This window comes from Eubacterium sp. BIOML-A2 (assembly GCF_009680135.1).
Classification (GTDB): Bacteria; Bacillota; Clostridia; order Lachnospirales; family Lachnospiraceae; genus Faecalicatena; species Faecalicatena contortus_B.
This window is the reverse complement of record NZ_WKZK01000003.1, coordinates 116217-131130: the sequence shown is the minus strand read 5'-3', so window position 1 is coordinate 131130 and position 14914 is coordinate 116217. Positions and strand designations below refer to the sequence as shown.

The window sequence follows — 14914 nt, the reverse complement described above, 5'->3', positions numbered from 1 at the left end:
TCAATATCTACAGTTTTCAAGGTTCAATTGAGCCTTATTTATTTGACTCGTTTTTCCATACATCATTTGACACTATCAATATGATGTACCAGATTGGAATCAGTATAATGGATTGTACCGGAGATTTCAATAGATGTAGTGAAAAAATACAATGAATAAAAGAAAAAGATATCAAAACCATACAAAACACACAAAAAACTAAAGAAAATCCTCTTTTTACCAAAGATAATGAGTTGAAGCAGAATATAATAACAAATATAATAATTGCAGGAAGACCGATATATCGTGAAACCATAGATGTACATGAAATAGTAGGAGGGAATATATGGAAGAGAACCTTTCGTATCAAATCAGTACGAAGCCAGTGAGATCAAAGCGTATTGATGAATTATACAGGTATATTACTTCTTTTGAAAGCGGTATCTGCATAGAGAGAGGAAAATATCTGACGGAATTTTATGAAACAGAACCGGATCTGCCGAATGTACTAAAACGGGCGCGCGCGATTGAGCATGTATTAAAGAATATGAGTATCTACATGATGCCGGGGAGCCTGTTTGCAGGCAACCAATCCTCAAAACCGCGTTGGGCGCCCATTTTTCCAGAGTTTGAAGTGGAGTGGATGGAGGAGGAATTTATCAAAGGGAATCCATATTTCCCAGATACAAGACCGGCAGACAGATACGTTCTGCGCAAGGAGGACTTGGATGACATTCGCCATATATGTGATTGGTGGAAGGGCAAAACGCATGTGGACAGGCTTCGGAGCAGGCTGCCGAAAGAGGCGCTCCTGACCCACTATGAGATAAAAGCTGCGGATATAGGGGCATATTTTCAGGGCGGTGACGGTCACTTTGCTACAGCACACGAATGGCTGATTAACCACGGCCTGGAAGAAATTATGAATCTTGCAGAGCAGGGGCTTGATCATCTGGACTGGAAAAATGATCCCGAAGCGGTAAAGAAAAAGGATTTTTATGAAGCTGCTATTGTAACGGCCAAGTCGGTCATTCATTATGCGGCAAGATATGCAGAGCTTGCCGCCGGGATGGCAGTAAAAGAAGCTGACCCGGCCAGAAAAAAGGAATTGGAAGAAATCGCAGAAATGTGCACCCATGTTCCCGCAAAACCGGCCAGGACCTTCAAAGAGGCGCTTCAGTTTATCATCATCACCCATATCTGTCTGCATATAGAAGATAATGGTGTGGGAATTTCCTTTGGGCGGTTTGACCAATTTATGTATCCATTTTATAAAAAAGATATTGCCGAAGGACTTTTAGACCGGGAACATGCGGTTGAGATGGTAGAAAACTTTTTCCTGCAGATTTATACAAGCAACAAAGTAAGAAGCTGGCAGGATACAGATTATTTCCGGGGAGTACCGATGTTCCAGAATCTTACGATCGGCGGACAGGACCCGGTGAGAAAATGCGATGCAACGAATGAACTCAGTTACATCTGTTTAGATGCCATCTACCATACAAGAATACCGCAGCCTTCGCTGACCGTGCGTTTCCATAAAAACACACCATTTGAATTCAAAATGAAGACAGCGGAAGTGGTGAGGCTTGGAACAGGACTTCCGTCTATCTTTAATGATGAGACATATATCCCGGCACTCCTGAATCGGGGGTATGAGCTGAACGATGCTTATAATTACTGCATCATCGGATGTGTGGAACCGGGACCGGCAGGGCTCTTGGGAGGCAGAACCGGCGGAGCATGGCTGAACTGTACAAAAGCCCTGGAGATGTCACTGTATAATGGAACGGATCCGAGAACCGGTATCTGCCTCCACCCGAATAAAAACGGGAAAAACCTGGCGTCCTTTGAAAACTTCGAGGAAGTGAAGGAGGCATATAAGGATCAGCTTCGGTATTATATCAAGATGGAGGCGATTCTGGAAAATACGATTGACCAGCTCTGGGAAGAGCATATGAATGAGCCGATGACCTCTGTATTTGGCTGTCCTACGACGACGCTGGAGCGTGGGAAGACTTTTAAACAGGGCGGTGCAAAGTATGATTTCACAGGGCAGCAGACCATTGGGACTGCCAATATTGCCAACAGTCTTTACGCGGTTAAGAAACTGGTATTTGACGATAAGAAACTGACAGGGGCGCAGCTTAAGCATGCTTTGGAAACAAATTTCCAGGATATGGAGAGCAGGCCGACGGGCCCGCAGATACAAGCTCTGTGCAAAGGCGTTGAAAAATATGGGAATGACATTGATGAAGTAGATGAACTGGCGAGGGAGATGCTTGCGTTTACAGCAAATGAATTATGTTCCTATAAAAACACAAGATATGGCCGTGGTCCAATCGGAGGCACGCTTCACTGCTCTACGAGCACCGTGTCAAGCAACACTCCGTTCGGCAAGGTATGCGGCGCGACACCGGACGGACGGGAAGCTTACACTGCGGTGGCAGATGGTCAGTCCCCGATGAAAGGAACTGATACGAGTGGTCCAACTGCAGCAATCCGTTCTGTGTCAAAGATTAACAATATACTGCTTTCCTGCGGTTCATTGTATAATTTGAAATTTAACCCGTCTGACCTGTATTAACATTCCAAAAGGCCGGATAGAGGCCTTGCTGAATTTAAATGCAGGTTGGAAAATGCGAGGAGGTGCGTTATGGAAAGGGTAGTGAAAAATGACGGACTTAAAAGATTTGTAAGTCTGATAGATGAATATTTTGCTTCCGGCGGTGCACAGATGCAGTTTAATATCGTGAGCAGGGATACCTTGCTTGCTGCCCAGAAAAATCCGCAGGAATATGCAGACCTGCTTGTACGTGTGGCAGGATACAGCGCGTATTTTACACAGCTGTCAAGGGATGTCCAGCAGGATATTATCGAAAGAACGGAAGAAAAACTATAGGTAAGTTTGTTCAGAAGAATGGGAGGAAAAAGAGATGAAAAAAAGGATAATGAGTATATTTCTGTGTATATGCGTGATGGGGACTTTAGCAGCCTGTCAGCCGGCAAGCCAGAAAAAGAGTACAGAGACAAAAAGTGCACAAGCAAGTAATGCAACGGGAGAAAGCTTCTCACCGACAAATGAAATGCTGAACACGCTGCCGGAAGAGCCGATTGGAGAAGAAAATGAATTCGAAGGATTGCAGATTGCGCTTTCTCAAAGAAACATTGCAGGCTCGGAATGGTATGAACAGCTTGTAAGGGTGGCACAGTTGGAGGCGGAGCACTTAGGCGTGAAACTGACCGTATACGATGGGGAAGATGATATTACAAAACAGATGGGTGATATTGAAACTGCGGTAAATATGAAAATGGACGCAATTATTGTAAACCCGAAGGATTCATCAGGGCTTCTTCCCGCAATCGAGAAAGTACATAATGCAGGAATACCACTGACAGTCGTAAACAGTGCAATGAGTGAAGAGGCGGCGCCTTTCACATTTGTCTCTGCTGATGTAGAGAACAGCGGCTATCAGGGCGGCTTTGAACTAGCAAAGGCATTTGACGAAAAATATGGATGGAAGGATTCTGTAAAAGCACTTGTACTCTCCGCGGCAGCGCAGGAAAAAGAGTCCGATTTGAGAAGATGGGGGCAGATCAACGGCTACAATGACTATATGCTCGAAAAGTACGGAAAATCAAATCTGGATATTGTTGCATACCAGTACTATAACTGGCAGCCAGAGCCCGCAATGACAGTGACGACTGATGTTCTGCAGGCAAATCCGGATCTGGACATTATCTTCAGTGCATGTGACGGCGGATGCCAGGGAGTTGTTTCTGCGATTGAATCAGCCGGCAAGACCGGGAAGATTATGATTACATCGATTGATGGAAGAAAATCTGTCCTGAAATGGATTAAAGACGGTGACAAAGGTGTTGCGGCAACAGTATCCAACGACCCGAGAATTATGGGAAAATGGGCGGTATACCTTGCTGCACAGCAGGCATCCGGTGTCACTACGCCGGCGACGTTTAACGTACCGAATACATGTTATACGAAGAGTAATGTGGACGATGTTTACGATCCGGACTCCACATATTAAAAGGAAAAGGCCGCCAAAGGGCGGTCTTTTACCTTATCAAAGGATTTGCCTTTAAGAAAAGGGAAAGAGGTGGTTAGGTATGGGATTTGCAGTTGAAATGAGACATATAACAAAGGCATTCTCCGGAGTGAAAGCAATAGATGATGTTTCCCTTCAAATCGAGGAAGGGGAAATCCATGCACTGATCGGCGAGAACGGTGCAGGGAAATCTACGCTGATGAATGTATTAAGCGGGAGCTTTTCACATCATACATATGAGGGAGAGGTGCTTGTGGGAGGGAATCAGGTGAAGCTTTTAAGCCCGGATGATGCGAACAAGGCGGGAATTGTCATGGTGCATCAGGAATTGGCACTGATTCCTGAGATCAGTGTTGCTGAGAACGTATTTCTGGGGCATATGCCGGGAAATCATACGGGGATTGACTGGAAAACAGTCTTTAAAAAAGCGGAAGAGGCATTAAAGCGGCTGTCACTGGACATTGATGTGAAATCAAAGGTAAAGTATTTAAGCGTTGGCCAGCAGCAGCTAGTTGAAATTGCCAAGGCAATTATGATGGGCGGAAGGGTACTGATTTTGGATGAACCGACGGCCCCGCTTACAGACCGTGAGACAGAGACCCTGTTCAGAATCCTGAAGGAACTGAAAAATGAGGGAATTACGATCATCTATATCAGCCACAGGCTGGAGGAGATTTTTAAACTTACGGATTCTGTATCGGTCATGAGAGACGGAAAAATGATCGTGACGAAAAAGACAAGCGAACTGACAACGGATCAGCTTGTGTCTTATATGATTGGCCGGGAATTAAAGAATATGTATCCTGATATAGAGACAGAAAAGGGTGATATTATTCTGGAGATTCTGGACTACAGCGTACCCCATCCGGAATATGACGGGAAAAATATCGTAAACCATGTCAGCATGGAATTCAGAAGAGGGGAAATTGTAGGAATCTCGGGGCTTCTGGGGGCCGGACGGACGGAGCTTATGATGGCGGTGACAGGCGGCTACAGAATTCCAGGAAAAGGGAAGATTAAACTGAATGGCAGGGAGATACTCTTTAAGTGTCCAAAAGAGGCGATCCGCTCTGGCATAGGATTCGTAACAGAGGACCGGAAAGGGAACGGTTTGATTGTAGACAAGTCCCTGTGTTTTAATTTAACTCTTGCAGCGCTGGACAAGGTCCGCACAAGACGTATGCTGAACCCAAAGAAAGAGAGTTCCCTTACAGAGAAGTTTATCAAGGATCTGGGGATCAAGTCGGCAGGCATGCATAATCCGGTAAAAAGCTTAAGCGGAGGCAATCAGCAAAAGGTCGTATTGGCAAAATGGCTGGCGACAGACCCCAAGATCTTAATATTGGACGAGCCGACCCGTGGGGTTGATGTGGGTGCAAAATATGAGATCTACACAATTATGAAGGAACTGGCAAAAGCCGGAGTGGCTATTATTATGATCTCTTCCGACCTGCCTGAAGTAATTGGTATGAGCGACCGCGTCTATATCATGAGCGAGGGGAACCTGACAGGGGAACTGAATAAAGAAATGCTGACAGAAGAAAACATTATGAAATATGCAACCAATACTGTAAATGAGCAGAGATAGGTGAGGAGGAATCAAAATATGGAAAAGATTGTTGCCGGAAAAACAGGTCATTTCAAAGCAGGGAAATTTATTAAGAATAATTTTGTTATTATTGCCTTTATTCTTATATTTATATTCAGTTGTTTTGCGACCCCTGTATTTTTAACAGTAGGGAATATTACATCAGTCCTGATCACGAACTCTATTTCTGCAATCTGTGCGCTGGGAATGCTCATGATTATCATCACAGGCGGGATTGACCTTTCAGTTGGCTCGTATGTCTGTATTTGTGTCTGTCTGACAGCAGGTTTTATTCAGAATGGGATGGGGCCCATGGCAATTGCGGCAGTAGGAGGATTAGGGATTTTATTCGGCTGTGTGACCGGAGTTCTGGTCGCTTATGCAAAGGTAGCTCCGTTTATCGTGACGCTTGCTATGACATCCATTCTGAAAGGCCTTGCCTACATGTATCAGGTAGGAGAGAATCGGAGAATTGACGGGACATTCTGGCCGGATTTTATCCAGGGGTCTGTCTTATTCATTCCTACACCGATTTTTATCATGGTATTGGTATTTTTAATTGTACTTTTTGTACTAAATAAAACGAAATATGGAAGAGGGCTCTACGCCATCGGCGGTAATCAGGAGACCGCCAGGCTGGCAGGTATCAATGTAAAAGGATATCTTGTGGCAGTATATGCGATCGGTGGATTTCTGTTTGGATTGGCCGGAATGATTCTTGCGGGACGCCTGAGCATGGGTACAGCAACCGTAGGTGATGGATATGAGCTGGATGCCATCGCATCCGTTGTGATTGGAGGAGCATCCTTATCAGGAGGCACCGGAGGTGCGGTAAAGACTCTGATCGGCGCATTTCTGATGGGAATTCTGATGAATGTCATGAACCTTTTGGGAATTGCATCCTATCCGCAGATGGTCTTCAAGGGAATTATCATTGTAGCGGCTGTCCTTGCTAATCGGAATGACTAGATGCAGGGGGACAGGATCATGACAGGCTCAGTTTACGGAAGTACAGCAAAAAGAGGCGGCCTTGTAGCCAATATTGAGAGGTATGCCCTTAACGACGGACTTGGAGTGCGGACCACGGTCTTTCTGAAAGGCTGCCCCCTGAGGTGCAGATGGTGCTGCAACCCAGAAACACAAAGTAATAAGAAAGAATTCATGTTTTTTGCGGACAATTGTATTGCATGCGGCGCCTGCATGGAAAGTTGTCCTTATGGAGCGTTAAAGACATCACCTGCCGGGGACAGGAATATCTGCAGTGACTGCGCGGACCGGGAATCTCCATTTCCCTGTGTAGAGCAGTGCTTCACGGGATGCAGGAAAATCAGCGGAGAAGAGATGACTGCTGGAGAAGTGACAGCGCTGGTGAAACGGGACATGAACTTCTATCTGAAAAGCGGCGGCGGCGTTACGATTTCCGGAGGGGAACCACTTGCCCAGCCGGAATTCCTGGAAGAACTGCTGAAGTCTCTTAAGGAAAGCTGGATCAACACAGCAATCGAGACCTGCGGGGCGGGGAAGGCAGAGACGATCGAAAGGATTGCCCCTTATGCAGACATGGTATTTTTCGATATAAAGTGCATGGATGACATGAAACATAAGCAATGGACCGGCTCCGGAAACAAGCTGATACTGGATAGATTTCTTCTGATGGCGGAGATGGCGCGGAAGTATTCCTTTGACCTGATCGCCAGAACTCCAATTATTCCCGGCTTTAATGACTCGGAGGAGGAAATACGTGCAATCGGAGAGTTCATAAAAAGCGCCGGAGCTTCTGCCGTGGCCGGGTATGAGCTGCTCCCGTACCATAAGCTTGGGAGAGGCAAGTATAAGGCGCTGGGAAGGAGGTATGGTTTAGAAAACCTGACACCTCCCTCCGGCCCGCTGATGGAAAGGCTGAATGCAGCAGCGGGGAGCACAGGTGTGGAGATGTGTAAGTTCTAAAAATGCAGGTGCTTATCCGGTATATTTATTATCCGATGTGGATTTTCGGTGAAACAGAAATGAAAACGTGGGTCCTAATACTTGAAAAAACAGGTTGATTCCACTATAATACTTCTTGTGCTATATCCAAATCACGAAAGCGAGGTATTATCGTTTGCAGAAGGAACAACTGTCGTTTGACACCATAAATCAACAGCAGGCCGTTTTTGGGCCGGAGGATAAATATATTAAGCTAATTGAAAACAGCTTTCATGTGAGCATTGTAGGCCGCGATTCCATGCTGGAAGTCGCAGGGGAATCAGAGATTGATGTCAACTGTGTGAAAGAAGTTTTAGAATGCATGAAACAGCTCCACACCGGCGGCGCTGCGCTGACGGAAGATACCGTACACCGTCTGATCGAGGAATCCAGGGATGGAGGACTCGATGAAACTTATAAAGCCATGCAGGATGTCGTTACCCTGACTTATAAGCATGGCCCCGTGAAGTGTAAGACTCTTGGACAGAAGAATTATGTAAAAGCGTTAAAGGAAAATATTGTCACTTTCTGTATCGGCCCTGCCGGAACCGGAAAAACATACCTGGCCGTTGCCCAGGCAGCGGAAGAATTAAAACGGGGGGAAATCGATAAGATCATTATGAGCAGGCCGGCGATAGAAGCGGGGGAAGAGCGTCTGGGATTTCTGCCCGGAGACCTGGCGCAGAAGGTAGACCCCTATCTGAGACCGTTGTACGATGCCCTGGACGATATATTCGGACGCGAAAAATCAGAGAAACATCAGGAGCGCGGTGAGATCGAGATTGCTCCCCTGGCATATATGAGAGGCCGTACCTTAAGCCGGGCACGCGTGATAATCGACGAAAGTCAGAATGCGTCATTTTCCACGCTGAAGATGGCGCTGACGCGCCTTGGCGAAGGCTCAAAGATGGTACTGACCGGTGATGTGACTCAGATCGACCTTCCGAGGAATACAGATTCCGGTCTGGAAAGATGCGCACGGATTCTGGGCGGTATCGATGATATCGCCGTTACGAAGTTATCAAACCGTGACGTAGTCCGCAATAAGATTGTGAAAGATATTGTAAAGGCATTTGAAAAGGAAGAAGAACGTACACAGGCAAGACGTGACAAGAAACGGATCGGATCCGGTCCGAAGACGAGATAGTTTGAAATGGAATGAAAAAGATACATCCGGGGAAAAGATATCCCGGCTGTATCTTTTTCATTTAGTACAGGTGCAAAAGCCTCAAAGTAGCCCCTCTACGCCTACGTTTTTGCGTCTGCACTCTCGAAAAAACATTCTCACCGAACCAGCAAGGTATTTGGATTGTCCTATACTAGGAAGCTTTGTAAAAAAAGCAACTTTACAAGGGAGTGAAATGAGGTGTATAATAGGCTGGAGTTTGTATGTAAAGAATTGGAAATAAAACAATTATAATTCGAACCGGCAAACAGTTAGTAAAGGAGTAACTCATGAGTTTATACATGGAAGAAGAAGGCGGACTGAAGCTGCCTTTCAATACAGAAGATACAGCAAATCTTGTGATTGAGGCGGCGCTGGAATACGAAGGCTGTCCGTATGAGGCTGAGATTAATCTGCTGCTGACCACAGACGAGGATATCCGGGACATGAATCAGATGTTCCGCCAGATAGACAAAGCGACGGACGTGCTGTCTTTTCCTATGCTGGAATATGAGACGCCCGGGGATTTTTCAGAGATGGAAGCGCATTCCCAGGACTGCTTTAACCCAGAATCCGGGGAACTGATGCTGGGGGATATCGTCATATCAAAAGATAAAGTCCTTGAACAGGCAGAGGCTTACGGACATTCTCCTCGCAGAGAATACGCTTTTCTGATTGCCCACAGCATGCTGCACTTATTTGGATATGACCATATGGAGGAGGAAGAACGTCTTCTTATGGAGCAGAAGCAGAGGGACATTCTTGAAAATATTCAGATATTGCGGTAGGGTGTGTTTTGCATTGGAGCAAGGATTATCAATCACACTCTTTGCTAAGTAAACGGAACAGTTGCACGGAGGGAACTTATGGCTGAGTCACATAAGCAAAAAAAGAGAAAAGATGATTTTCTAATGCAGGGTGCGATCCTGGCGATTGCCGGAGTCATCACGAAAATCATTGGTGTTGTATATAGAATTCCCCTGACAAATATTCTGGGGGATGAAGGGATGGGATTTTACGGGTATGCGTTCGAAGTCTATGCACTGGCGCTGCTTCTATCTTCCCTGAGCCTGCCGACCGTAGTCTCAAAGCTTGTCTCCGCGAGGATGGCTATGAGGCAGAGAAGGAACGCATTCCGCGTATTTGTATGCTCCCTGGTGTTTTCCCTTGTGATTGGGGCTGTATTCGCCCTCATCATTTTCTTTGGCGCGGATCTGATTTCCACTCACATCATGGAATCGCCGCTCAGCGCTTATGCCCTGAAGGTTCTGGCGCCCGGGCTTTTTATTGTATCCGTCTTAGGTGTTCTGAGGGGATATTTCCAGGGGCTTGGCACCATGGTACCCACGGCCGTGTCACAGGTAATTGAGCAGATTGTCAATGCGGTTATCAGCCTGGCTGGCGCAAGCATCCTCTTTGGTATCGGGATAAAAGCGGCGGAGAAGCAGAATAACGATCTGATGGGGCCTGCATACGGGGCCGCAGGAGGAACACTGGGAACAATTGCAGGAGCCCTGTCTGCCCTGTTCTTCCTGTTATTTGCCATTTTTGTATACCGCGGTGTCATACGCAGACAGCTCCGCACAGACAGAACCCGCCGTCAGGAGAGCTACGGCCGGATTCTGAAGATTCTTCTGATTACGCTCGTTCCTATTATATTCAGTACTGCGATTTACAACATTAACCAGTTACTGGATATGACAATATTTAATAAAATTATGGCTGCGCAGGGGTATTCGGAAGAAAAATACATGGCTCTGCTGGGAATTTATTCGGGAAAATATAATACACTGCTCAGTGTACCGCTCGCCATGGCCAACGGTCTGGCAGCATCTATTATCCCCAGTCTGACCGGAGCGGTTGCCAGAAATGACCGACCGCAGATTCATAATAAGATTAACCAGTCTGTCCGGTTCACCATGCTCATAGCAATCCCCTGTTTTGTGGGATTTGTGGTACTGGCATCACCGATTATGGTTCTGCTTTTCGGAGATTCCAGTCGTACACCGGCATTGCTCCTCGCGGTCGGATCCATTACACTTGTATTTTACTGTTTATCCACGGTTACAAATTCCGTGCTGCAGGGCCTGGACAAAATATCTGTGCCTGCTAAGAATGCGGGAATATCACTGGTTGTACATATCATTTCCCTGCTGATTATGCTGATTGTATTTAAATGGAATATTTACGCGCTTGTGGGCAGCAACATTGTATTTGCACTTTGCATGTGTATCCTGAATATCAGGGCCATTCACAAGGCGAACGGACACCGTCAGGAGATGGAAAAGACTTTTGTGAAGCCGCTTCTCGCAGCCGTCATCATGGGTGTTGTTACGTATGCCGTGCACCTGGTGCTTGATCTTCTGATCGGAGGCCGTATTCCGACGATCCTTTCGATTTTGGCTGCCGTTGCCGTATACGCCGTGAGTATCTTAAAATTGGGTGCTCTTTCACCGGAAGATATCCGTGATCTGCCCCAGGGACGGAAAATACTGAGGATATGCAGAAAACTGCATCTGCTTCCCCACGGCGGACGGTAGAAACAACAGCCGATAAACTGATAATTTTTTCGAAAAATTGTATAGAATAATAAAAAAAGCCAATACTGTATGAAAAAAGGAGTCGGTCCTTATGAAAATGAAATACTGTATTGGCTTTTTTGCAGGCGTTTTTCTGCTTGTTTCCATGCTGGGGATTGGCTACCAGCTCAGCTACCAGTATATGCTGGACAGGCAGGAAGCCAAGGCTGAAATTCCGGAACAGAAAACGGAAAGCATTACAACAAAAGGGAGTGCCACAAAGAATGAAGGCTATTATATTTGTGAGCTCCATGGATATATTGTAGTTTATCTCAATGACAAGACAACAATTTATGAAGTTACAAGTATTCCGCTTTCAAACCTGCCGGAAGATATGCAGGAGGAAGTCAAGGAAGGAAAACTGATCGAGACGGAACAGGCACTCTACGGATTTTTAGAAAATTATTCGAGCTGATAAGTAGACGAAATCTGTCAAATAGTGTAATATATACTTTGTTCTGCAGCTTTGCTAAAGAAAATGATCTGCAAATAGGAGAAACAAATGGACGAACAAAAGATTAAACGAATCAATGAATTATACAGAAAATCCAAAGCCGAAGGCCTTACCGAATCTGAAAAGAAGGAACAGAAAATCCTGCGCCAGGAATATGTGGATTCTTTCAGGCAGAATCTGCGCAGCCAGCTTGATCGAATTGATATTGAGGAAAAAGATGGGACTGTTGTGAATCTGGGTGAAAAGTTTGGAAACAAAAAAGGAAATTAGGGCAAGGCTAAAAAAAGACAGGGCCTCTCTTCCCGCAGAGATGAGACAGGCCTTCAGCGACAGGATTTTTAAGGCTGTTATCGGACATCCCCTGTATCAGAATGCAGAGGAGATCTATTGTTATGTCGCTTTCCGGGAAGAAGTGTCTACGTTGTCGCTGGTGGAATACTCCTGGAAAATGGGAAAAAAGGTTGCAGTTCCCAAGATCCATGTGGATAACTCCGGGCTTAGAATGGAGTTTTATTATATTGACAGTATGGATGAACTGTCAGAAGGGTATTATGGGATATCCGAGCCGCCGGCAGAGAAAATGGCCTCCGGCAGCCAGGTACTGGTTATTATGCCCGGCGTGGCTTTTGACAGGCGGGGCAGCCGCATTGGTTACGGAAAAGGCTTTTATGACTCTTATCTTGGAAAGCATCCCGAATACCGCCGCATAGCGCTTGCCTATGAGATGCAGTGCCTGGATCGGATTCCTTCTGAGGTACACGATATCCGGCCTGAATGTATCATAACAGAAAAGGAGATTTATACATGCTGACAGGACTTCCGGGCGATCCGGTCATTTTGCTGAGCGTCGTGAATACGAAGCTCAGGGATTATTATCAATCATTGGACGAACTTTGCGATGATTTGGCGATATCCGCAGAAGAATTGGCCGGGAAGCTGAAAATGATAGATTACGAATATGATGCCGCAAGGAACCAGTTTGTCTGACTGCTGTCCGGGGCATAAGTAAAGGGATATTACATATGAAAACAATTGATTTTTCAAAAATTGACTTATTAAAAGAACCGCCTGTCCGAGAGCCGGAAAGGCAGTATTATTTTATAGCAAAAGCAAGAGAATACGTCAGGGAGCAGGCCGAAAAAGCAGGCCATCCTCTGACTTTTTGCGTTGTCACCTTTGGCTGCCAGATGAATGCCAGGGACTCCGAGAAACTGGCTGGTATACTGGAACAGATCGGATACCGGGAGGAAACCGACGAGGAAAAAGCGGATTTTGTAATTTATAATACCTGTACCGTCAGGGAGAACGCCAATCAGAGGGTGTACGGAAGGCTCGGCCAGTTAAACCGTGTCAAAAAAAAGAATCCGCATATGCTGATCGGCCTTTGCGGTTGTATGATGCAGGAACCGGAAGTCGTAGAAAAGCTTAAGAAGAGTTATCGGTTTGTAGATTTGATTTTCGGCACCCACAATATCTATAAATTTGCTGAACTGATTGCTACCCGTCTGGAATCCGGGCGTATGGTCATCGATATATGGAAAGATACAGATAAGATCGTAGAGGATCTGCCTGCAGAAAGAAAGTATTCGTTTAAATCCGGTGTTAATATCATGTTCGGCTGCAATAATTTCTGCAGCTACTGCATTGTCCCCTATGTGAGGGGGCGGGAGAGAAGCCGTAATCCACGCGATATCATCCGTGAGATCGAGGAACTGGTGGCTGACGGAGTGGTTGAAGTGATGCTTCTGGGACAGAATGTAAACTCCTACGGAAAGAACCTGGACCAGCCCATGAGTTTTGCACAGCTGCTCCGGGAGATTGAAAAAATAGACGGACTGAAAAGGATTCGTTTTATGACATCCCATCCCAAGGATCTGTCCGACGAACTGATCGAAGTGATGGGCAGCTCCGAAAAGATCTGCCGTCATCTCCATCTGCCGGTACAGTCCGGAAGCAGCCGCATTCTGGAAAAGATGAACCGCCGCTATACAAAAGAGCATTATCTGGAGCTGGTTGAAAAAATAAGGTCTTCTGTGCCGGACATCTCTCTGACTACGGATATTATCGTTGGTTTTCCGGGGGAGACGGAAGAGGATTTTCAGGAGACTCTGGATGTGGTCAGGAAAGTACGATATGACAGCGCCTTTACCTTTATCTATTCCAAGAGAACCGGCACGCCTGCGGCGGTAATGGAAGACCAGGTTCCAGAGGGCGTGGTGAAGGACCGATTCGACCGCCTCTTAAAAGAGGTGCAGAGTATATCGGGCGAAGTGTGTAGTGTATACACGAATACAATCCAGGATGTACTTGTCGAGACGGTCAATGACCACGATGCGGCGCTGGTAACCGGCCGAATGGGCAATAACCTGCTGGTTCATTTTCCAGGCGGTGAGGACCTGATCGGAAAGATTGTAAGTGTGGAATTAAAAGAATGCAGAGGTTTTTATTATATTGGCGATATGATTAAGAAATAAATTGTTGCTATGCACGCCCGATGAGACGTGCATAGTAACAATAAATTCCACCTATAATTCAATAAAAAACGTCCAGACTATATATAACAGATACGAATGGATATATAGGAGGACGTTTTTTCGGTGAAAAAAGTGAGCGAATACCTGGTACTCTGGACACTGGGCGGAACAATTTATTATACATTTGAAGTCATATTCAGAGGCTTTTCACATTGGTCCATGTTTTTGCTGGGCGGGCTTTGCCTTGTCTTCTTTGGACAGCAGGGACTCTGGGTAAAATGGGAGGATCCGCTTTGGCTGCAGCTGGTCCGCTGCGTGCTGTTTGTGACGGCGGGAGAGTTTATCACCGGGATCATAGTGAATAAATGGCTGCATTGGAACGTCTGGGATTATTCGGATCAGCCTTTTCAACTGTTCGGACAGATATGTGCGCCCTTTACCATCTTATTTTCCGGGCTGAGCGTGTTCGGGATCTTTCTGGCGGCATACCTGCTTTACTGGCTCTATGGAGAGACAAAACCACATTTTCACGTACTGTAATATTTTGCGTAACAGCTCAGACAGGTCTGCGCATTTACTGCGCAGACCGTACGAAAACATGGTGGTTGCAGGCATACAGCCCTTCGCCGCAGGCGAATTTAAATGG

15 protein-coding genes are annotated in these 14914 nt (G+C 46.0%); all 15 read left to right on the top strand.

Features of this window, described 5'->3' with window-relative positions; translation table 11 throughout:
• The first annotated feature begins 325 nt into the window (after positions 1-325).
• Positions 326-2566, top strand: a complete 2241-nt coding sequence (locus GKG43_RS02180) for a pyruvate formate lyase family protein (protein ID WP_055154451.1) — start codon at positions 326-328, stop codon at positions 2564-2566.
• A gap of 69 nt (positions 2567-2635) precedes the next feature.
• A complete protein-coding gene (locus GKG43_RS02175) occupies positions 2636-2881 on the top strand; it encodes a glycine radical domain-containing protein (RefSeq protein WP_050642264.1) in 246 nt (81 codons plus the stop codon).
• Between the two features lie 34 nt (positions 2882-2915).
• Positions 2916-4025 (top strand): substrate-binding domain-containing protein, encoded by a 1110-nt coding sequence (locus GKG43_RS02170; RefSeq protein WP_050642265.1) that lies wholly within the window; start codon positions 2916-2918, stop codon positions 4023-4025.
• A gap of 79 nt (positions 4026-4104) precedes the next feature.
• Complete coding sequence (locus GKG43_RS02165; RefSeq protein WP_055154449.1) at positions 4105-5631, top strand: sugar ABC transporter ATP-binding protein; 1527 nt, start codon at positions 4105-4107, stop codon at positions 5629-5631.
• Positions 5632-5649: 18 nt separating this feature from the next.
• Positions 5650-6600 carry an ABC transporter permease gene (locus tag GKG43_RS02160; protein WP_050642267.1) on the top strand — a complete coding sequence of 317 codons (951 nt, stop codon included), beginning with the start codon at positions 5650-5652 and terminating at the stop codon, positions 6598-6600.
• Positions 6601-6618: 18 nt separating this feature from the next.
• The gene (locus GKG43_RS02155) at positions 6619-7578 is read left to right on the top strand and encodes a glycyl-radical enzyme activating protein (RefSeq protein WP_055154447.1); all 960 of its coding nucleotides are present in this window, start codon (positions 6619-6621) and stop codon (positions 7576-7578) included.
• Between the two features lie 154 nt (positions 7579-7732).
• Positions 7733-8743 carry a PhoH family protein gene (locus GKG43_RS02150; protein ID WP_050642269.1) on the top strand — a complete coding sequence of 337 codons (1011 nt, stop codon included), beginning with the start codon at positions 7733-7735 and terminating at the stop codon, positions 8741-8743.
• A 308-nt stretch (positions 8744-9051) separates the two neighbouring features.
• Positions 9052-9549 carry an rRNA maturation RNase YbeY gene (ybeY, locus tag GKG43_RS02145; protein ID WP_050642270.1) on the top strand — a complete coding sequence of 166 codons (498 nt, stop codon included), beginning with the start codon at positions 9052-9054 and terminating at the stop codon, positions 9547-9549.
• Between the two features lie 78 nt (positions 9550-9627).
• Complete coding sequence (locus GKG43_RS02140) at positions 9628-11301, top strand: polysaccharide biosynthesis protein (RefSeq protein ID WP_050642271.1); 1674 nt, start codon at positions 9628-9630, stop codon at positions 11299-11301.
• A 91-nt stretch (positions 11302-11392) separates the two neighbouring features.
• The gene (locus tag GKG43_RS02135) at positions 11393-11755 is read left to right on the top strand and encodes a hypothetical protein (protein WP_050642272.1); all 363 of its coding nucleotides are present in this window, start codon (positions 11393-11395) and stop codon (positions 11753-11755) included.
• Positions 11756-11842: 87 nt separating this feature from the next.
• Positions 11843-12064 (top strand): DUF896 domain-containing protein, encoded by a 222-nt coding sequence (locus tag GKG43_RS02130; protein WP_009004195.1) that lies wholly within the window; start codon positions 11843-11845, stop codon positions 12062-12064.
• Positions 12042-12605 carry a 5-formyltetrahydrofolate cyclo-ligase gene (locus tag GKG43_RS02125; protein ID WP_050642273.1) on the top strand — a complete coding sequence of 188 codons (564 nt, stop codon included), beginning with the start codon at positions 12042-12044 and terminating at the stop codon, positions 12603-12605. Before GKG43_RS02130 ends, GKG43_RS02125 begins: the two co-directional genes overlap by 23 nt.
• Positions 12599-12781, top strand: a complete 183-nt coding sequence (locus tag GKG43_RS02120; RefSeq protein ID WP_050642274.1) for a DUF4250 domain-containing protein — start codon at positions 12599-12601, stop codon at positions 12779-12781. The genes GKG43_RS02125 and GKG43_RS02120 overlap by 7 nt, the downstream gene beginning before the upstream one ends.
• A 35-nt stretch (positions 12782-12816) precedes the next feature.
• Positions 12817-14268, top strand: coding sequence for a tRNA (N6-isopentenyl adenosine(37)-C2)-methylthiotransferase MiaB (miaB, locus tag GKG43_RS02115; protein WP_050642275.1), 1452 nt, complete (start codon positions 12817-12819; stop codon positions 14266-14268).
• Between the two features lie 123 nt (positions 14269-14391).
• The gene (locus GKG43_RS02110) at positions 14392-14808 is read left to right on the top strand and encodes a hypothetical protein (protein ID WP_050642276.1); all 417 of its coding nucleotides are present in this window, start codon (positions 14392-14394) and stop codon (positions 14806-14808) included.
• The last annotated feature ends 106 nt before the right edge of the window (positions 14809-14914 follow it).

Bases quoted from the DNA above. Each gene is read 5' to 3' on its own strand.
- GKG43_RS02180 (WP_055154451.1), top strand. From the start codon at position 326: ATGGAAGAGAACCTTTCGTATCAAATCAGTACGAAGCCAGTGAGATCA.
- GKG43_RS02175 (WP_050642264.1), top strand. From the start codon at position 2,636: ATGGAAAGGGTAGTGAAAAATGACGGACTTAAAAGATTTGTAAGTCTG.
- GKG43_RS02170 (WP_050642265.1), top strand. From the start codon at position 2,916: ATGAAAAAAAGGATAATGAGTATATTTCTGTGTATATGCGTGATGGGG.
- GKG43_RS02165 (WP_055154449.1), top strand. From the start codon at position 4,105: ATGGGATTTGCAGTTGAAATGAGACATATAACAAAGGCATTCTCCGGA.
- GKG43_RS02160 (WP_050642267.1), top strand. From the start codon at position 5,650: ATGGAAAAGATTGTTGCCGGAAAAACAGGTCATTTCAAAGCAGGGAAA.
- GKG43_RS02155 (WP_055154447.1), top strand. From the start codon at position 6,619: ATGACAGGCTCAGTTTACGGAAGTACAGCAAAAAGAGGCGGCCTTGTA.
- ybeY (WP_050642270.1), top strand. From the start codon at position 9,052: ATGAGTTTATACATGGAAGAAGAAGGCGGACTGAAGCTGCCTTTCAAT.
- GKG43_RS02140 (WP_050642271.1), top strand. From the start codon at position 9,628: ATGGCTGAGTCACATAAGCAAAAAAAGAGAAAAGATGATTTTCTAATG.
- GKG43_RS02135 (WP_050642272.1), top strand. From the start codon at position 11,393: ATGAAAATGAAATACTGTATTGGCTTTTTTGCAGGCGTTTTTCTGCTT.
- GKG43_RS02130 (WP_009004195.1), top strand. From the start codon at position 11,843: ATGGACGAACAAAAGATTAAACGAATCAATGAATTATACAGAAAATCC.
- GKG43_RS02120 (WP_050642274.1), top strand. From the start codon at position 12,599: ATGCTGACAGGACTTCCGGGCGATCCGGTCATTTTGCTGAGCGTCGTG.
- miaB (WP_050642275.1), top strand. From the start codon at position 12,817: ATGAAAACAATTGATTTTTCAAAAATTGACTTATTAAAAGAACCGCCT.